The sequence below is a fragment of the Nostoc sp. TCL240-02 genome, from assembly GCF_013343235.1.
Lineage (GTDB): Bacteria > Cyanobacteriota > Cyanobacteriia > Cyanobacteriales > Nostocaceae > Nostoc.
Window position 1 is genome coordinate 7,501 of record NZ_CP040094.1, and the last position, 14,862, is coordinate 22,362.

Here is a 14,862-nt window from a genome sequence, read left to right on the forward strand (position 1 = left end):
GAAGTAACTCCAGAAGAGGGAGGTATAGGAGCTAATAAAGTTTTTAGTCAAGTATTTAAAGTTTCTTTCAATGATGAAGATCCAGTTAAAGCACAAAAATTACTGCAAGCTTTACAAAAAGTTTATCAAAATTACAATGAAGAACAACAAAAAGAACGCCTGAATCATGGGCTAGCTTTTGTAAATGCTCGCTTACCGGAGATCAAAAAAGAGGTAAGTAAAGCTGATAAAAATTTGGAACAATTTCGCAAAAAACATAAATTACTAGATCCCGAAGTCCAAAGTAAAATCTTGCTAGAATCTCTAGCCGATATTCAAAATCAGCTACAAACTACTCGTGCCAACCTTCAAGATGCAAACGCCCGCTACGATAACCTAGAGCAACAAATAGCCTCTTCATCCCAGCAGAATGAACTAATTTCTTCTCGTTTAAATCAGTCAAGCCGCTATCAAACATTATTGAGTGAAATTCAAAAGACCGAACTAGCATTGGCTAAAGAGCGACTGCGCTATACAGATGATTATCCATCGGTACAAAAGCTAAAGCAACAGCGCCAGAGTCAATTGTCGCTATTACGACAAGAGGTAAAATCTATTACTAATAGCAGTAAGGGAGAACCGCTTTCAAAAGGGCAAATAATAGGGGTTGATCCAACGCTAATAGATGAGTTTATTCTGGTGCAGACAACTGTTTTAGGACTAACTGCCAATGAAAAAAATCTAGCTGAGTCAGAACAGCGTCTCCGTTCTGAACTAAACAAATACCCAAGCTTAATAGCAGAGTACAATCGTTTACTGCCAAAGGTAGAAACTAGTCATAAAACCCTTGAACAACTCCTTCAAGTACAACAGTCTTTAGGGCTAAAAATTGCTCAGGAAGGATATAATTGGCAAGTTTTAACAGAACCTTCTATAGGGACTTCTATGGGGAATAACAGATTATTCCTTTTGGTTGGAGGAACTCTGATTGGACCGATTTTAGGTATTTTAGCAGCCTTGATTTTAGAAAAGTTTAATGACGCTATTTATTGTGCGGGAGATTTAAAGAAACTGACAAATCTACGTATACTGGGATCAGTGCCAAAATTGCCGTCGCATAGTGCAAAAAAACGGTGGCTGGGACTGTCTTGGAAGGAGCGGCGCAGATCAAATGACTCTGTAATAGAAGCTACTACTAGATTGCCCGTCCATGAGAACCTGGATATGATCTACCAAAATATTCAGATATTAAAATATCCCTTACCTTTCAAGTCGCTGATGTTTACTTCAGCACTACCAGGGGAAGGGAAGACAACCTTGGTATTAGGGCTTGTAGCTAGCGCTACCCGGATGCACCGACGGGTATTAGTTATTGATGCTAATTTGCACAATCCTAGCTTGCATAAAATCCTGGGACTATCTAATGATTGGGGACTATCTCTGTTATTAGTTGATGAGACAACTACTCATTTTCAAGATTATATCCAGCCTATTCATCCTTCAATTGATATTTTGACTGCTGGGCCGGAACCAGAAGACACGGTAAAGTTGCTCAGTTCTGAACGAATGAAAGAACTAATAGAGTTATTTGAGCAAAGTTATGACTTAGTACTGATAGATGCTCCACCGATTTTAGGTACGGTTGATGCTAGGATTGTGGCATCTTTTTGCAATGCTATTGTGATGGTAGAGCGCATGGGCAAAGTAACCAGAACTGAACTGACTCAAGCTACAGAAATTTTAAGTCAGTTGAATTTAATTGGAATTATCGCTAATGAAGTGAGTAATTCTCAAAAGGTATTGGCATCGTAGACTGAAGAAGCATTTAAAATTGGAAATTGGGTATTGGAAATAGATAGAGGAGAGGAATTCTCTCACTACCTTCTGGCTTCTTCACCTGATTTCTAGCTGATAGCTAAAGCAAAATGCATAATTAGTAGGAGGTGGCAACCTCCTACGTTGGAGAAGTGTCTCATCTTAAAGTAGTAGACGTGATAATCCAGAGCGTCAATTAGATACTAGTGTGATTAGATGACCAGCATGAAATTCCAACTTTACTTAGGCTTTTTATTTTCCCAGATTAAAGTACGTCATTGGTGGGTGAGTGTCCTCTTATGGATTGCTTTGGTTGCCCCAGCCCAAGCGTCTGTAATTCTGCGCGTGGCAATTGAGAGGGGCGTTAATCAGGTAAAAGTGGGCAGTTCTACCACTGGGATCGTCAAGGATAGTACCGGACGCACTCTCGGACAGTTACCAGCGATGAGTGCATATTATGCCCAAGCCATTCCTGGCGGAGTTGCTTTAGATAAGTGGCAGTCTGGTTTATTTTGGATTGAGCCAACGGGTAAAGGATTTGTTTATATTGGCGATCGCTGGTATCGGGGTAGAACTCTGGTTGTCCCCACAGAAAAAGGCTTAACGGCTGTTAATTGGGTTGATGACCAAGAATATCTTTACAGCGTTCTCGGTGGCGAAATGGATGCTAGCTGGCCCCAAGAAGCTTTAAAAGCCCAAGCGATCGCAGCTCGCACTTATGCTCTTTACGAACGAGAAAAACAACGGAATAATCCCGTTTACGATTTAGGCAATACCCCCGATCGCTGGCAAATTTACAAAGGTGTCATCAGTGAAGCTCCTGCTACTTACGCCGCAGTAGATTCCACTTTAGGACAGGTGTTAACTTACAAAAACCGGATTATTCTCTCAGTCTTTCACGCTTGTTCTGGGGGACACACCGAAAATGTAGAAGATGTTTGGGGAAGCAGCGAGCCTTATCTGCGTGCTGTTCAAGATTACGATCAAAATATCCGTGAGTGTAATTGGGTGAAAAGCTTCTCGCCCAGTGAGATTAGCGCTAAATTTCCTGAAGTTGGCAGTGTGACGGCGATGATTCCAGAGACATACTCGCCTTTCCGCAGTGTTAAAGTCTTGAAAATTGTTGGTAACAAGGGTACTAAAGTACTACAGGGCGAGGAAGTGCGAACAGCCCTCAAGCTCAAAAGTACCCGCTTTACCGTTACTAAGGGAGCCGATGGTAATTTTGTACTCCAAGGGCTTGGCTACGGTCATGCTTTAGGTATGAGTCAGTGGGGAGCGTACAATCTGGCTCGGCAAGGAGTAAACCACCTGCAAATTTTGGGACATTATTATCAAGGTGTTGCCCTAACACCAATTCAGGCGAAGTAATCAGGGATTGGGCATTGGGCATGAATAAGAGACAAGGTAGAGGGGAGAGAAAGGGGAGAGATTTGTTGAATAATTCCCCCTTGCCTCCCCTGCCTTCCTTGCTCCCTGCTCCTCTGCTTCCTATTCCCCACTCCCACGTTCCAAGCGCCGTTGCCATTCAGCGTCAATTTGTGCAGAACGCTCAACTTCCTTGTCTAGTAAGTCAGTTTCGCTAGAATACACTAAATCTTCCTTGCTAATAACTTTTTCTTGGGCAAATTGTTGAGCATAGTCGATTTTTTGTTGCAAAGGTGCATCAGGGCTTGCCAATAACCTCGATCGGGAAAGGCGATCGCGATTGCGATCGCCTATTTTACGATTACGCCACTTAATCCAGAAATAACGCAACAACGGTATGCCTAAGAAACCTGCTCCGTAAGCTAATAGCAGCCAATAAATTCCTTGCACAAAAGCTACCAGTCCACCTAATTGGACAGCAACAGTGCCATCTCTCAACAAACTTCCCAGTACTAAAGCACCAACAAAATTTAGTACCCCTAACCCAGCACTTAGCATAATTTGCCCTGAACTTGCAGCACTAAAACGCCAGGGAAATTCCTCCAAGTAAGATGATATTGAATGACGGCGCTTTTTAACCGCACTCACCTGTAACTCTGGGAAGTAATAAACAATTTGCCCTTCTGGACTTACCGCCGGTTGCCCATTAAATTGTGTCAGAACGGGCAGCATGTAATCTTCGTACTCTCTTGTATATCCCTCGCCGATATCATCCAAGTATGGGGCAATTTGTTCTGCTACCACTGCGCCACGATTGATCCGAATCACCGTAGCAATTTCTTGCCAGCGACGTTCGTCTAAGTTGGCGTTAGGATTCCCATCACCAAACAAAAACGAGAAAACAGCTTCAAAGAAATTCAGATTGCTTTCTTCTCTGGTTTCACGTCGCCGTTCCTGGTAGTAGGTGTCATAATTTGGGCTAAGATACCAGAAGAAATTTGGAAAATAAAAGAAACCCCCACCGCCGGAATTACTGCCCCGACTGTTGCCGTCGCGATCAGAATTGGCAGCAGTAATAATTATGAAGATGGTAACAGTTATCAAGGCGATGGAAACAGTTAAGAAAATTCCAAAAGAAATCCGAATCAGGTAAAACAGAACACTCCAGACCTTTTTCCACCATTCCTGCAATCGCAATTGGAAGTATTTATTACGCAAAAGTGTTCGAAAATTTTGTGGAAAAAGGTAAACTATATCACCTGAATCCGCTACCTGTAAATGTCCTCCAGCATCAGATGCCAGGGCTAACAAGCTTTGATTAGCTTCAGCGACGTTCAATCCTGCCTGGGTTGCCACATCACCAACGGTGACACGGTAGCCCAGTTTTTCGACAGCTTGCATGATGGTGGGATTGGGAGCCATTGCTCTCCCCTCCTGTTGAAACTTATTCCCCTTTTATTAAGTATAAAGTTTTATTTTGAGCGATTTAGCAGGGATAAGAATGAAGCATGAAATTATGGAATATTACATCAATTTAGCAATCCGACACCGAAATAGATAAACAACAAATGACCTGACACGCAAAATGTTATAATTGTTTCCCTCAGCTTGGTTAATCAGCAAATTTTCTGCTCAAATATGGTTCAATATACTCTCGCTCAAAGTCCAGAAATTATCCTTACTGTTTCTGGAAAAGATTCAGCCAAAGCCCGTGATAAAGCAATGGATCAGCTGATGGAACTGATGGATGCAGGTAAGCTACCCACGGAACTGGAAGAGGGATTTGGCCCTCAACAATTAATTGAGGTTAAAGAGTCAATTATTGATACTGCTAGCGGTGAGGATACTATTACACAAGCTGTCCAGGTTCTAAGTAACCTGGCTACACTCAAGCTGAAAGTTCAGGAGTCACGAGCTGAAGCGTTAGAAATTCGCAAAGCGGTTGATGTTCTGTTCACTGACGATTCGGTGACTGAAGAGGAAATTACTCGACTCAAGGAAGGTTTTAAAGTCCTCAAAAATTTTGCCCAAGCTAATGTACGTTATCAAGAAGCACGATCTAAAGCAGAACAGGCTAGGCAAACTCTAGACCAAGCTCTCAAATCGCCTGATAAGTAACTTATACAGAATCAGATAGATTGAGTTGCATTTTTAACTAATTTAATAAATACTCTAAAAGACAGGTTGTTCCACCTGTCTTTGCATATACTGGGGCGCTAGGATTCGAACCTAGGGATGGCGGGACCAAAACCCGCTGCCTTACCACTTGGCTACGCCCCAACGACTTTACTCTAGTTAATATAGCAGTTAATCCTGGGTCTGTGTCAAGTACTTTAATAGTTTATTTCAGATAATGGATTTTTACGGCAGGACATTGATTGGTCGGAATCCTTACACTTAGACTCTTTCATGGCTTTGGGGTGAACCCTTGAATCGATGCTTGGCTGTATCATCGAACTCACTTTAAGGGCAAAGAAATTGCGATCGCAATTTCTTTGCATCTAAAATCTGCTTCACTTGATTATGAACGCCTTATCGTCTGTTCCTGCTTAGGGGCATCTAGATTATTTCTTTCCACACCAGTCAATCTTGCCCTATTTCCTTTTCCTTAATCCCCAGTCTCGTGAAGAAAAACTGCTGCAATCCGACTTGATGATAGTAGTTGCTTGGTAGCCAGCCATATAAATAGTGGAATGGTCTTAGCATAGCGACCGCAAAGTCGGCGTGGTTCTTGAATCCATCGATACAGCCATTCAAGTCCTAAGTCTCTAACTATGCGGGGTGCCCGCTTGTGAATTCCTGCATAAACTGGGAAAACTCCACCCAGTCCAATCATTACAGCTTGTATCTTACCTTTATGTTGAGCTATCCAATTTTCTTGCTTAGGACATCCTAGAGATACTAGGACGGCGCTAGCACCACTAGAATTAATCCTTCGAACCAAGGCTTCGTCTTCAGTTTCAGTCAGGGGACGAAAGGGTAGAGGTTCCATCGCCGCAATCTTCATTTGGGGAAATTCCTGCTCTAACCTTTTTCGCATCCTAGAAAGAATTTCTGTTTGGGAACCTAAAAAGAAAATACTAAGATTTTGTGTTTGAGTTCGCTGACACAATGCTAAAAAAATATCCATCCCTGCCACACGGTCTTGGTAAATAGCCCCCATTTTTCTCATCATCCATACAAGAGGCATACCATCAGGAGTAACTATATCTGCATTTCGTAATACGGTGGCAAACTGTGGATGCCAATGAGCCTCAATGAGCATGTGTACATTAGCTACGTATACAGTTTTACTCTCACGCTTACCCGCCCACTTCAGTATTGTTTGTACCTGCTCATCAAAACGTAAAGCAGTAATAGGGAAATCAAGCACTTTTTTAGTAGGTAGAAGCACTCTTGCCACCATCAATAACTCCTGTGTCCAAGAAAAAAATCCATAGATTGCTTAGACCATTCCGAATATTGAATAATTCGGATTGGATGACTCCTGACTTTTTATCGGCTTGTGTCATCGTTGGAAGTTAACACATGGAGGTGCAATTGCTTTTTTAGTATGCTTTTAGCTTAATCGGTAATATTATAAGTATCTACTGTTGTGTCCTAGCTTACTGTTTTAAGCTAGGGGTTTTAGATGCTGTTCGACAAAATTCATACTTTCTTCATAATTAATTTTTGATTGGTTCATGCAAGCATTACAATTACGATAAATTCCTAGTATGAACTTTATTACAAGGTAGTATTTTTTACGTAATTAGTTTACATAGAAAAACGAAATACCAGACACTCAGTCTGCTGATTTTGATACGTAATTATGTGCTTAAGAGATAAAAGCCCAAAAAATAAAGGGAAGATAAGCTTATCTTCCCCTGTTCGATTATTTTTGTTATTGTCTGGCTTGTTAGCTTCTTTGAGTTTTTGACGTAACATTTGGCGTTGCTTTTTAAGTTGCCGCTTCCTCGCAGAGCCGCCTCTACCTTTGTCATTCCTACCTTCTTTACGGGGAGATTCCCATCTTTTCAGGCGCATGAACTTTTAACCTCTCTATTCTATTGACTTATTTAGTAGTGGGCAGGAGGAGAATCGAACTCCTATGACCGCAAGGCCGCCACATTTTGAGTGTGGTGCGTCTACCAATTTCGCCACCCGCCCTTATATTCAACTTAATTATTCTACTATAGATGAGCTATTTTTTAACAAGTTTGAAAATTAATTATCAAAGTTTTTTTGTAATGATGATGTCTAAACTATTATCTAAGGCTTAAAAACGTGGCAACGTCAATAAACTAGGGTTAATATCCTGTAGGTTTGCACAGCCGCTAAGTGCCATCCCCACATTTAGCTCATCTTGTAGCAGTGAGATAACATGAGATACACCAACTTCTCCTGCTACTGCTAGTCCCCACAAAATCGGTCGTCCAATCAGTACTGCTTTTGCTCCTAATGCCAGAGCTTTGAGAATGTCTGTGCCCCTGCGAATGCCTCCATCCAGTAGCACTTCTATTTTACCATCCACTGCTGCTACTATTTCAACTAGGGCTTCTATTGAAGCGATCGCACCATCGAGTTGTCTGCCACCATGATTGGAAACAACAATTGCTTTGGCCCCATATTCTACAGCCCGCACAGCATCATCTCCCCGTAAAACTCCTTTGATGACTAAAGGTAATGGAGATAAAGATTGCAACCATGCCAAATCGTCCCAAGTTACTGCTGGATTTAGCTGTTGTGCAAAATATGTAAATAATCCAGATTCACCTTTTTCGTGGGAAATATCTAGTCCTGAGATGGTGGCGAGATTAGCCAGATGTAAGTCTGTGGGTAAGGCGAACTCGTTACGTTTATCTCTTTCGCGTTGTCCGAGAACAGGTGCATCTACAGTCAAACAAATTGCTTTATAGCCTGCCTTATAGGCTTTTTCTACTAAAGCCCGAGTTAATCCCCGGTCTTTATGGATGTAAAGCTGGAACCATCGCAGAGAATCTGGAAATTTATCACACGCAGTCGCTACTTCTTCAATGCTCTTTGTGGCCATTGTACTTAATACCATTCCCACACCAGATGATGCGGCAGCTAGGGCTGTGGCCACTTCTCCGTCTGGATGGGCTAGACATTGAAAAGCCATTGGCGCAATTAATATAGGTAGTTGCAGGGGTTGTCCTAAAATGGAGGTAGTTAAATTGCGATCGCTAACATCGACTAATATCCGAGGTCTTAACTTGACTCGCTCAAAGGCAGCACAATTATCTCGTAATGTGATTTCGTCCCAAGCACCACTGCTATAGTAATCAAGGGTCATTTGAGACAGATGCTCTTTTGCTAGCTTTTCGTACTCAAAGAGATTTATGGGTTGAAAGCGATGGTCGTTGGATACAACTGTCATGGTAGCGGCTGTGGGTTAAGCAATAGGATGTTTTTAATCCGATTGTCTGAATTAAACAATTTTTTTAGTAACTGAGTTTTTTTAAAGGAACTCACAGTGCGATCGCATTAGTAACTCTACCAGTTTCGCCAGCCGCCTTTGGGTGCAACTTCATTACTTGTAGATTTCAATCCATGAGTTTGGATCAAAGATTGGTATTCTGTGCTGCTTGCCCAACGGTCAATTTCTCGCGCCCGCAACACTGGTACTGGATGGGTTAATTGGGCTGTGCGGGCGGTTTTGACCATTTCACCTAATTCGGTCTTGCTAATGTCATCATAAGCACGGGCTTGGGCAACAAAAGCATCAAGATTCAGTTGTGGCGCTAAAGTTGGGGAACCACCCGCCAGCTTCATCAACACTGACATGACAACTTTGGGGTCTTGGGTTGCTAGTAACGCGGCGCGATCACAGGTAAACTCAGCACAGCGTACCCATTCTAAAAGTTGTGCCTGTATCGCTTGGGCAACGAAGGTTCCGACATTGGGCACAATCGCCGCAGCTAATATTAGTAAATTTACTGGGGTCAAGTAAACGCTATGGTCACACTTGAGATGTCCCAACTCATGGGCAATTACTGCCTGGATTTCCTCTGGGGTGAGGATATCAATTAGGGATGTGTGTAGCACTACAAAGGGCTGCTTACCCCGCACAGCAAAAGTATAGGCGTTGGGAGCCGGATGTTGCCGGACGTATAACTGGGGAGGCTCTATATCCAAAATTTCACAAGCGTCTAACAACAGCTTGTATAAATCAGGAAGTTGTTTTTCACCTACCAGAATGCTGGAAGCAATATTTTCTACATAGAAAACCTGCTCTGCCATCGGGCCAAGCCAATTTCGCACCAACATATCTATGCCTGGTATTTGCTTGAGCGTTTTAGTAGCTTCCAGGTCTAATGGATGACGAAATGAGTCAGCTTTTAAACCAATCAGAGGGGTTTTGAAGAAAGACATAGTGCAGCAAGCTATAAAAAACACAACTACGGAATCTGGCTGTTTATTTAACCAGCCACCCACAGTTAGTATAACGATTTAAGCAGGGTGGGCAGGGTGAACAGGAGGGAGAAAATTATTACCTTGTCTTCTTCATTCCCGCCTCAGTCTCAACTAAGAGGCAGGGGGGAAAGGTGGGGGGATGTAAAAGAGGAATTGGGGACAAGGGGAAAGACTTGTTGCAAGTTTTCACTCAAGTCACCTTGTCTCTCCCTGCTCCCTGCTCCCTTGCCTCTTGTTCAACCTATCAATTTCAACTTGAAAGGCTACTGATGCTGGGAGCGATTTCGGCATCTGCTGATGTTTCGCCCACACGAAGGATTTTAGCTCCCAATTGCTGCAACTTCACATCAAGTCGATCGTAGCCGCGATCGAGGTGCTGTAATCCTTGAATGGTCGTTTTTCCTTCTGCTGCTAACCCCGCGATAACTAGCGCTGCTGATGCTCGTAAGTCTGTACCTAATACTGGTGCGCCAGACAATTTCGGCACTCCCCGAACGAAAGCAGCGTTGCCTTTAACACGAATGTCTGCCCCCAAGCGATTTAACTCTGAGGCATGACGCAAGCGATTTTCAAAGACGGATTCGTTAATCACGCTGTCGCCTTCAGCCAATGTCAGCAAAGACATGAATGGCGCTTGCATATCTGTAGGAAAACCTGGATGGTATTGAGTTTCAATATCCGTGGCCTTGAGGCTTTCTGCTGGCAGAATGTGTAAGTGTTCAGGCTTGTCTTCAATTATTGTCACCCCAATATCCCGCAACTTGGCAATCACTGGTACAAGATGTTCTGGAGCTACTGGTGAGAGGATAAGTTCGGAACGGGTAATTGCTGCTGCCAATAAAAATGTCCCAGCCTCAATGCGATCAGGAATGATACTGTAGTCAACAGAATGCAATTTGGGCACTCCTTCTACAATAATCCTGCTAGTCCCCGCCCCCTTAATCTTTGCTCCCATTGCGTTACAGAAGTTAGCTAAATCAACTACTTCCGGTTCTCTGGCAGCATTTTCGATGATAGTTTCCCCTTCTGCTAGGGTAGCAGCCATCATCAAGTTTTCCGTCGCTCCAACGCTGGCGATATCTAAGTAAATCTTCGCACCTTTTAATCTCCGGCTGCTGCCAGGGACGTAGGCGTTACAAATGCCATGCTCAATCTGCACCTCAGCCCCCATTGCTTGCAGTCCTCGCACATGCAAGTCAACTGGTCTTGCCCCAATAGCACAACCGCCTGGTAAAGGCATCTGTGCTACTCCTAATCTGGCAAGAATGGCACCAATGGCAAAAAAACTCGCTCTTAGCTGGGTAACTAGTTCGTAGGGAGCCTTTGAGGTTTTAATTTCGCTGGCGTTGATGTCTAAAATATCGCCTTGCCGGGTTAAACGTACACCCAAAGCCGATAACACCTGACCCATCCGCTCTACATCCGCTAATAAGGGAACGTTGCGGATACGACAATCGCCCGGACACAGCAAGGCTCCAGCCATGATTACCAGTGCTGCATTTTTTGCCCCGCTAATTTTCACATGACCTCGCAAAGGATGCCCACCCCAAATTTGCAAGACTGAGGAGTCTGCTTCTGGAGCAATTTTGGCATCTGGTAAGCTGGTAGAAGGATTGATAAGCCTACCTCCAAAAGTAATACGTATTTTATATGTTTGAAGTTGGTTTTGATTCTACAGTAAAGATTCAAATTGTCCACATTTTAGAACAGCATATTGCATAAAAAAATAATTTTTTGGTGAAAAATAATGGCTCAAAGCAAGCAATAGCAATTATTTTGAGCTTTTAAAAAATTTAATAAAAAAGAACGAATAAGTAGTACTTTTAAGCAAAATTAAATACTCAGTAAAATGACTTAAGTATTCTCTAAAAATCAATGCTGTACTGTTCAGTTAATATTTTGATTCGACCTAATCCCCTGAAAAATTTCGTTTCCAGTCTGAGCCTCTTAAAAGGAGGCATTAGGTTTTCACTTGACAAAGGTAAAACATAACGCAATAATAGGAAATTGTCGATAAAGACAAGTGCAAGCGGAACTGGCGGAATTGGCAGACGCGCTAGATTCAGGTTCTAGTGCCGCAAGGCTTCCGGGTTCAAGTCCCGGGTTCCGCATAACCAGTGCTGAGTGCCGAGTAGTGAGTGCTGAGAAGGAAAAACTCAGCACTCACTACTCAGCACTCACAACTAAAAAATGTTGACCAGTTTACAAAATTCCTTAGTTAAGCAAATTCGCAAACTCCACTCCACCAAGGAGCGAAACAAGCAGCAGTTATTTTTACTGGAAGGGACGCACCTATTGGAAGAGGCTTGTGCGGTGAATTACCCACTAGAAACAGTGTGTTGTACTCCGGATTGGCAAGCAGCCCATTCGTCACTTTGGGAAGAAGCTTGTAGTAAAAGCGAGCGCGCCGAGATTGTCAGCGAGGAAGTATTAAATGCGATCGCTACTACAGTTCAACCTGATGGTGTGGTAGCAACGGCAAAACGAAGGGATAGCCAAACTCAACTACCATTGACTGGTTTAGTTCTAGCTTTAGAAACAGTACAAGATCCGGGAAACCTAGGTACGATGATTCGCACTGCGGCGGCGGTGGGAGCATCAGGTTTGTGGGTAAGTGAAGATAGTGTAGATTTAGACAGCCCAAAAGTTCTCCGGGCTTCCGCAGGACAATGGTTTCGCCTAGCAACAGCTGTAACCCAAGATTTAAAAGCTACAGTTCAACAAAGTCAGCAAGCAGGGATGCAGGTAGTGGCAACCTTACCCAGTGCGACTTTAACTTATTGGGATGTGGACTGGCGCAAACCCAGTCTGATTTTACTAGGAAATGAGGGGGCTGGATTGTCGGCAGATTTAGCAGCGATCGCAGATCAACAAGTCAGAATTCCTTTGAGTCCTGGGGTAGAATCTTTGAATGTAGCGATCACAGCCGCTTTAATGTTGTACGAAGCTCGGCGGCAAATGAGTCAGAGACGCGATTAATCGCGTCTCTACAAAAATTAAAACTCATAACTTTTCTTGGGTTTTTGTCTTCTCTTCAAGATATTGTTCAATATCAGCAACTGCGTCCTCAAGGGCCGCTAAATCAATAGCGATCAAATCTTGAGCGACTTCGATTTCACTGAGATTAGTATTATGCAGTTGGGGGAGCTGTGGAATTTCTTCTTCCTCAGTTGAAATTTCTTGTAATATATCCTCCAACTGATCGAGGGATTGCTGAAACACTTGATCGGCGACGCGGCGCTGTTGTGGCTGAATTGGCTCCATAATATTGACTTGAAAATCCTGATTTACTGACCTAATTGTGATTGCAGCTTCTACAGATTTAAATTTTGCACTTGTAACATCATAGTTGTGTGCTGTATCAACTTTAGCAGTGGTTATCAATAATATCGATACTTAGCTTTGGTCACTTTTGCCAAGTTGTCTCCAATTGTTAGAACTTGTATTTTTGTAAAGACTATGGAATAATCCCAGAAGCTTGTACTTTAATTCGACCGATAAACCGTAGTATAATACCCAGTATGCGATTGCACTCTTGCGTCCCCAATAGTTGGTATTTAGTAGTACTGCGCGTCTACGCATTTACAAGGAAAATATTTTATGAGCAACATACAACTTTACTTTGCCAAAGCCTCCACCTTTTCCCAAAGAACCCGTGTGGTTTTCCTAGAAAAAGGAATTGACTTTAGCAGCACTGAAATTGACTTACAAAACAAACCAGATGGCTATACACAGATTTCGCGCTACGGCAAAGTCCCTGCGATCAAACATGGGGATATCGAAATTTATGAGTCTGCCATCATCAACGAATATCTTGATGAAGTCTTTCCAGAACCACCTTTATTACCCCGCGATCCAGGTGCTAAAGCGATCGCTCGGATCTGGATCGATTATGCCAACACTCGCTTTGTACCCGCCTTTAACAAATTCCTGCGTGGTAAAGATGCTCAAGAACAGGGACAAGGACAAAGAGAGTTTTTGGAAGCGTTATTGTACATTGAGCAAGAAGGACTAGGTAAGCTTTCTGGTAATGGCCCTTACTGGTTAGGGGAGCAATTGAGTTTAGTTGATATTAGCTTCTATCCTTGGTTTGAACGCTTGCCCCTTCTAGAACACTTCCGCAATTTCACTTTACCAACAGAAACCCCTGGCTTGCAGAAATGGTGGAATACCCTGCGCTCGCGCGAGTCAATTCGGGCTGTGGAAAATCCTACAAGCTTCTATTTAGAACGATTTGCCAAGATTCTTGGTGCGCCCACTCCCGTTGCTTCTGCTCAAAAATAGTTAATAGGTTACAGTCCCCTATCCGCCATCACTAAAACATTGTTGAATTCACTGGGAGATTAACCCATGAGCTTAAACAGTCAATTATTCAAAGATATACCGCACGTTGAGGGAGAACTCCATTACCTCACCCCGACAGCAGAAAAACCTGTTAACTACACCTACGAACCACCGCCAGGTATTCCACAGCGAAGCGGGAAGTATGAGGTACATACACTCCCAATCTACGATGCTCGGATGATCGCAGAAAATGTGTCCTTAGATAAACAGGGATTCGCCTTGGTCGAACAGCATAGCACTGTTAAAGACTTTTACGATCAGGATGAGGTGCGCCGTGTTTACTACCCTGAAGCCGAGGAATTTCTTAAGGATTTGACAGGTGCCCAAAGGGTGATAGTGTTCGATCACAACCTGCGTAATGCCGAACGAGCGAAGCAGGGCGAACAAGGCATAAAGACACCAGTCAGGGGCGTACACAACGACTTCACCGCCAAGTCTGGTTATAGTCGCGCCCGTACCGTGTTGGAAGCAATCGGTACTGAAGACCCTGATGAGCTTCTGCGGCACAGATTTAGTGTAGTCAACCTCTGGCGAGCGATCGCAGGGCCAGTTCAAGAGTCTCCATTAGCGGTGTGTGATGCCCAAAGTATCGCACCGAATGACCTCGTGGCTACCGATCTTGTATATCGCGATCGCGTTGGCGAAACCTACGCAGTCACGTACAATCCAAAACATCGGTGGTTCTACTTTCCGCAAATGCAACGGAACGAAGCGCTACTTCTCAAGTGTTTTGACTCAGAGGAAGAAGGTTTGGCGCGGTTCGCTGCCCACACCGCATTCGATGACCCAACAAGCCAGCCAGATGCCCCACCACGTGAGAGTATCGAGTTGCGGACGTTAGTTTTCTATGCCGCATAATTAGCAGGGGGCAGGGAGCAGGGGAGCAGAGGGGAAAGAGGTAATTTTTAATTCTCTCCCCATGCCCAATCCCCAATGCCC

The 14,862-nt window shown here is 43.5% G+C and carries 14 protein-coding genes and 3 tRNA genes (1 of these 17 only partly in view); 7 read left to right on the forward strand and 10 right to left on the reverse strand.

Annotated elements, in window-relative coordinates; all coding sequences use genetic code 11:
- On the forward strand, window positions 1–1,791 hold the 3' portion of the coding sequence (locus tag FBB35_RS00035) for a polysaccharide biosynthesis tyrosine autokinase (protein ID WP_174707974.1). It extends 426 nt beyond the left edge of the window; only the last 1,791 of its 2,217 coding nucleotides appear in the window; its start codon lies off the left edge, out of view; its stop codon occupies window positions 1,789–1,791.
- Between the two features lie 228 nt (window positions 1,792–2,019).
- Window positions 2,020–3,165 carry a SpoIID/LytB domain-containing protein gene (locus tag FBB35_RS00040; protein ID WP_174713477.1) on the forward strand — a complete coding sequence of 382 codons (1,146 nt, stop codon included), beginning with the start codon at window positions 2,020–2,022 and terminating at the stop codon, window positions 3,163–3,165.
- A 120-nt stretch (window positions 3,166–3,285) separates the two neighbouring features.
- On the opposite strand, the gene FBB35_RS00045 is transcribed toward FBB35_RS00040, so the two are convergent.
- Entirely contained in the window at window positions 3,286–4,584 is a 1,299-nt protein-coding gene (locus FBB35_RS00045) for a hypothetical protein (RefSeq protein WP_174707975.1), read from the reverse strand.
- A gap of 216 nt (window positions 4,585–4,800) precedes the next feature.
- Between FBB35_RS00045 and FBB35_RS00050 the strand changes: the two genes are divergently transcribed.
- On the forward strand, window positions 4,801–5,280 hold the full coding sequence (locus FBB35_RS00050; protein ID WP_174707976.1) for a hypothetical protein: 480 nt from the start codon (window positions 4,801–4,803) through the stop codon (window positions 5,278–5,280).
- Between the two features lie 90 nt (window positions 5,281–5,370).
- On the opposite strand, the gene FBB35_RS00055 is transcribed toward FBB35_RS00050, so the two are convergent.
- The 8 genes from FBB35_RS00055 to murA form a co-directional block, all read right to left on the reverse strand.
- Window positions 5,371–5,442: transfer RNA gene (locus tag FBB35_RS00055), tRNA-Gln, on the reverse strand.
- Window positions 5,443–5,770: 328 nt separating this feature from the next.
- Complete coding sequence (locus tag FBB35_RS00060; RefSeq protein ID WP_174707977.1) at window positions 5,771–6,568, reverse strand: WecB/TagA/CpsF family glycosyltransferase; 798 nt, start codon at window positions 6,566–6,568, stop codon at window positions 5,771–5,773.
- Window positions 6,540–6,674 (reverse strand): hypothetical protein, encoded by a 135-nt coding sequence (locus tag FBB35_RS35310; protein WP_302481004.1) that lies wholly within the window; start codon window positions 6,672–6,674, stop codon window positions 6,540–6,542. The genes FBB35_RS00060 and FBB35_RS35310 overlap by 29 nt, the downstream gene beginning before the upstream one ends.
- Before the next feature lie 244 nt (window positions 6,675–6,918).
- Window positions 6,919–7,188 carry a hypothetical protein gene (locus FBB35_RS00065; RefSeq protein WP_254625771.1) on the reverse strand — a complete coding sequence of 90 codons (270 nt, stop codon included), beginning with the start codon at window positions 7,186–7,188 and terminating at the stop codon, window positions 6,919–6,921.
- Window positions 7,189–7,227: 39 nt separating this feature from the next.
- Window positions 7,228–7,311, reverse strand: a tRNA-Leu gene (locus FBB35_RS00070).
- A gap of 109 nt (window positions 7,312–7,420) precedes the next feature.
- Window positions 7,421–8,542: an alpha-hydroxy acid oxidase gene (locus tag FBB35_RS00075; protein WP_174707978.1), complete on the reverse strand. Its 1,122-nt coding sequence runs from the start codon at window positions 8,540–8,542 to the stop codon at window positions 7,421–7,423.
- A gap of 116 nt (window positions 8,543–8,658) precedes the next feature.
- On the reverse strand, window positions 8,659–9,537 hold the full coding sequence (locus FBB35_RS00080; RefSeq protein WP_174707979.1) for a M48 family metallopeptidase: 879 nt from the start codon (window positions 9,535–9,537) through the stop codon (window positions 8,659–8,661).
- Between the two features lie 292 nt (window positions 9,538–9,829).
- Entirely contained in the window at window positions 9,830–11,197 is a 1,368-nt protein-coding gene (gene murA, locus FBB35_RS00085) for a UDP-N-acetylglucosamine 1-carboxyvinyltransferase (RefSeq protein ID WP_174713478.1), read from the reverse strand.
- A 411-nt stretch (window positions 11,198–11,608) separates the two neighbouring features.
- On the opposite strand from murA, the gene FBB35_RS00090 reads away from it, so the two are divergent.
- Both FBB35_RS00090 and FBB35_RS00095 read left to right on the forward strand, forming a co-directional pair.
- Window positions 11,609–11,690: transfer RNA gene (locus tag FBB35_RS00090), tRNA-Leu, on the forward strand.
- Between the two features lie 79 nt (window positions 11,691–11,769).
- On the forward strand, window positions 11,770–12,558 hold the full coding sequence (locus FBB35_RS00095; RefSeq protein ID WP_174707980.1) for an RNA methyltransferase: 789 nt from the start codon (window positions 11,770–11,772) through the stop codon (window positions 12,556–12,558).
- A 24-nt stretch (window positions 12,559–12,582) separates the two neighbouring features.
- On the opposite strand, the gene FBB35_RS00100 is transcribed toward FBB35_RS00095, so the two are convergent.
- Complete coding sequence (locus tag FBB35_RS00100) at window positions 12,583–12,963, reverse strand: hypothetical protein (RefSeq protein ID WP_368041816.1); 381 nt, start codon at window positions 12,961–12,963, stop codon at window positions 12,583–12,585.
- Window positions 12,964–13,179: 216 nt separating this feature from the next.
- Between FBB35_RS00100 and FBB35_RS00105 the strand changes: the two genes are divergently transcribed.
- Together FBB35_RS00105 and FBB35_RS00110 are read left to right on the forward strand one after the other, a co-directional pair.
- Complete coding sequence (locus tag FBB35_RS00105) at window positions 13,180–13,863, forward strand: glutathione S-transferase family protein (RefSeq protein WP_174707981.1); 684 nt, start codon at window positions 13,180–13,182, stop codon at window positions 13,861–13,863.
- Between the two features lie 66 nt (window positions 13,864–13,929).
- The gene (locus FBB35_RS00110; RefSeq protein ID WP_174707982.1) at window positions 13,930–14,781 is read left to right on the forward strand and encodes a CmcJ/NvfI family oxidoreductase; all 852 of its coding nucleotides are present in this window, start codon (window positions 13,930–13,932) and stop codon (window positions 14,779–14,781) included.
- Window positions 14,782–14,862: the final 81 nt, after the last annotated feature.

Coding starts and splice junctions, on each gene's coding strand:
- FBB35_RS00040 (WP_174713477.1), top strand. CDS start 2,020: ATGAAATTCCAACTTTACTTAGGCTTTTTATTTTCCCAGATTAAAGTA.
- FBB35_RS00045 (WP_174707975.1), bottom strand. CDS start 4,584: ATGGCTCCCAATCCCACCATCATGCAAGCTGTCGAAAAACTGGGCTAC.
- FBB35_RS00050 (WP_174707976.1), top strand. CDS start 4,801: ATGGTTCAATATACTCTCGCTCAAAGTCCAGAAATTATCCTTACTGTT.
- FBB35_RS00060 (WP_174707977.1), bottom strand. CDS start 6,568: ATGGTGGCAAGAGTGCTTCTACCTACTAAAAAAGTGCTTGATTTCCCT.
- FBB35_RS35310 (WP_302481004.1), bottom strand. CDS start 6,674: ATGACACAAGCCGATAAAAAGTCAGGAGTCATCCAATCCGAATTATTC.
- FBB35_RS00065 (WP_254625771.1), bottom strand. CDS start 7,188: ATGCGCCTGAAAAGATGGGAATCTCCCCGTAAAGAAGGTAGGAATGAC.
- FBB35_RS00075 (WP_174707978.1), bottom strand. CDS start 8,542: ATGACAGTTGTATCCAACGACCATCGCTTTCAACCCATAAATCTCTTT.
- FBB35_RS00080 (WP_174707979.1), bottom strand. CDS start 9,537: ATGTCTTTCTTCAAAACCCCTCTGATTGGTTTAAAAGCTGACTCATTT.
- FBB35_RS00095 (WP_174707980.1), top strand. CDS start 11,770: ATGTTGACCAGTTTACAAAATTCCTTAGTTAAGCAAATTCGCAAACTC.
- FBB35_RS00105 (WP_174707981.1), top strand. CDS start 13,180: ATGAGCAACATACAACTTTACTTTGCCAAAGCCTCCACCTTTTCCCAA.
- FBB35_RS00110 (WP_174707982.1), top strand. CDS start 13,930: ATGAGCTTAAACAGTCAATTATTCAAAGATATACCGCACGTTGAGGGA.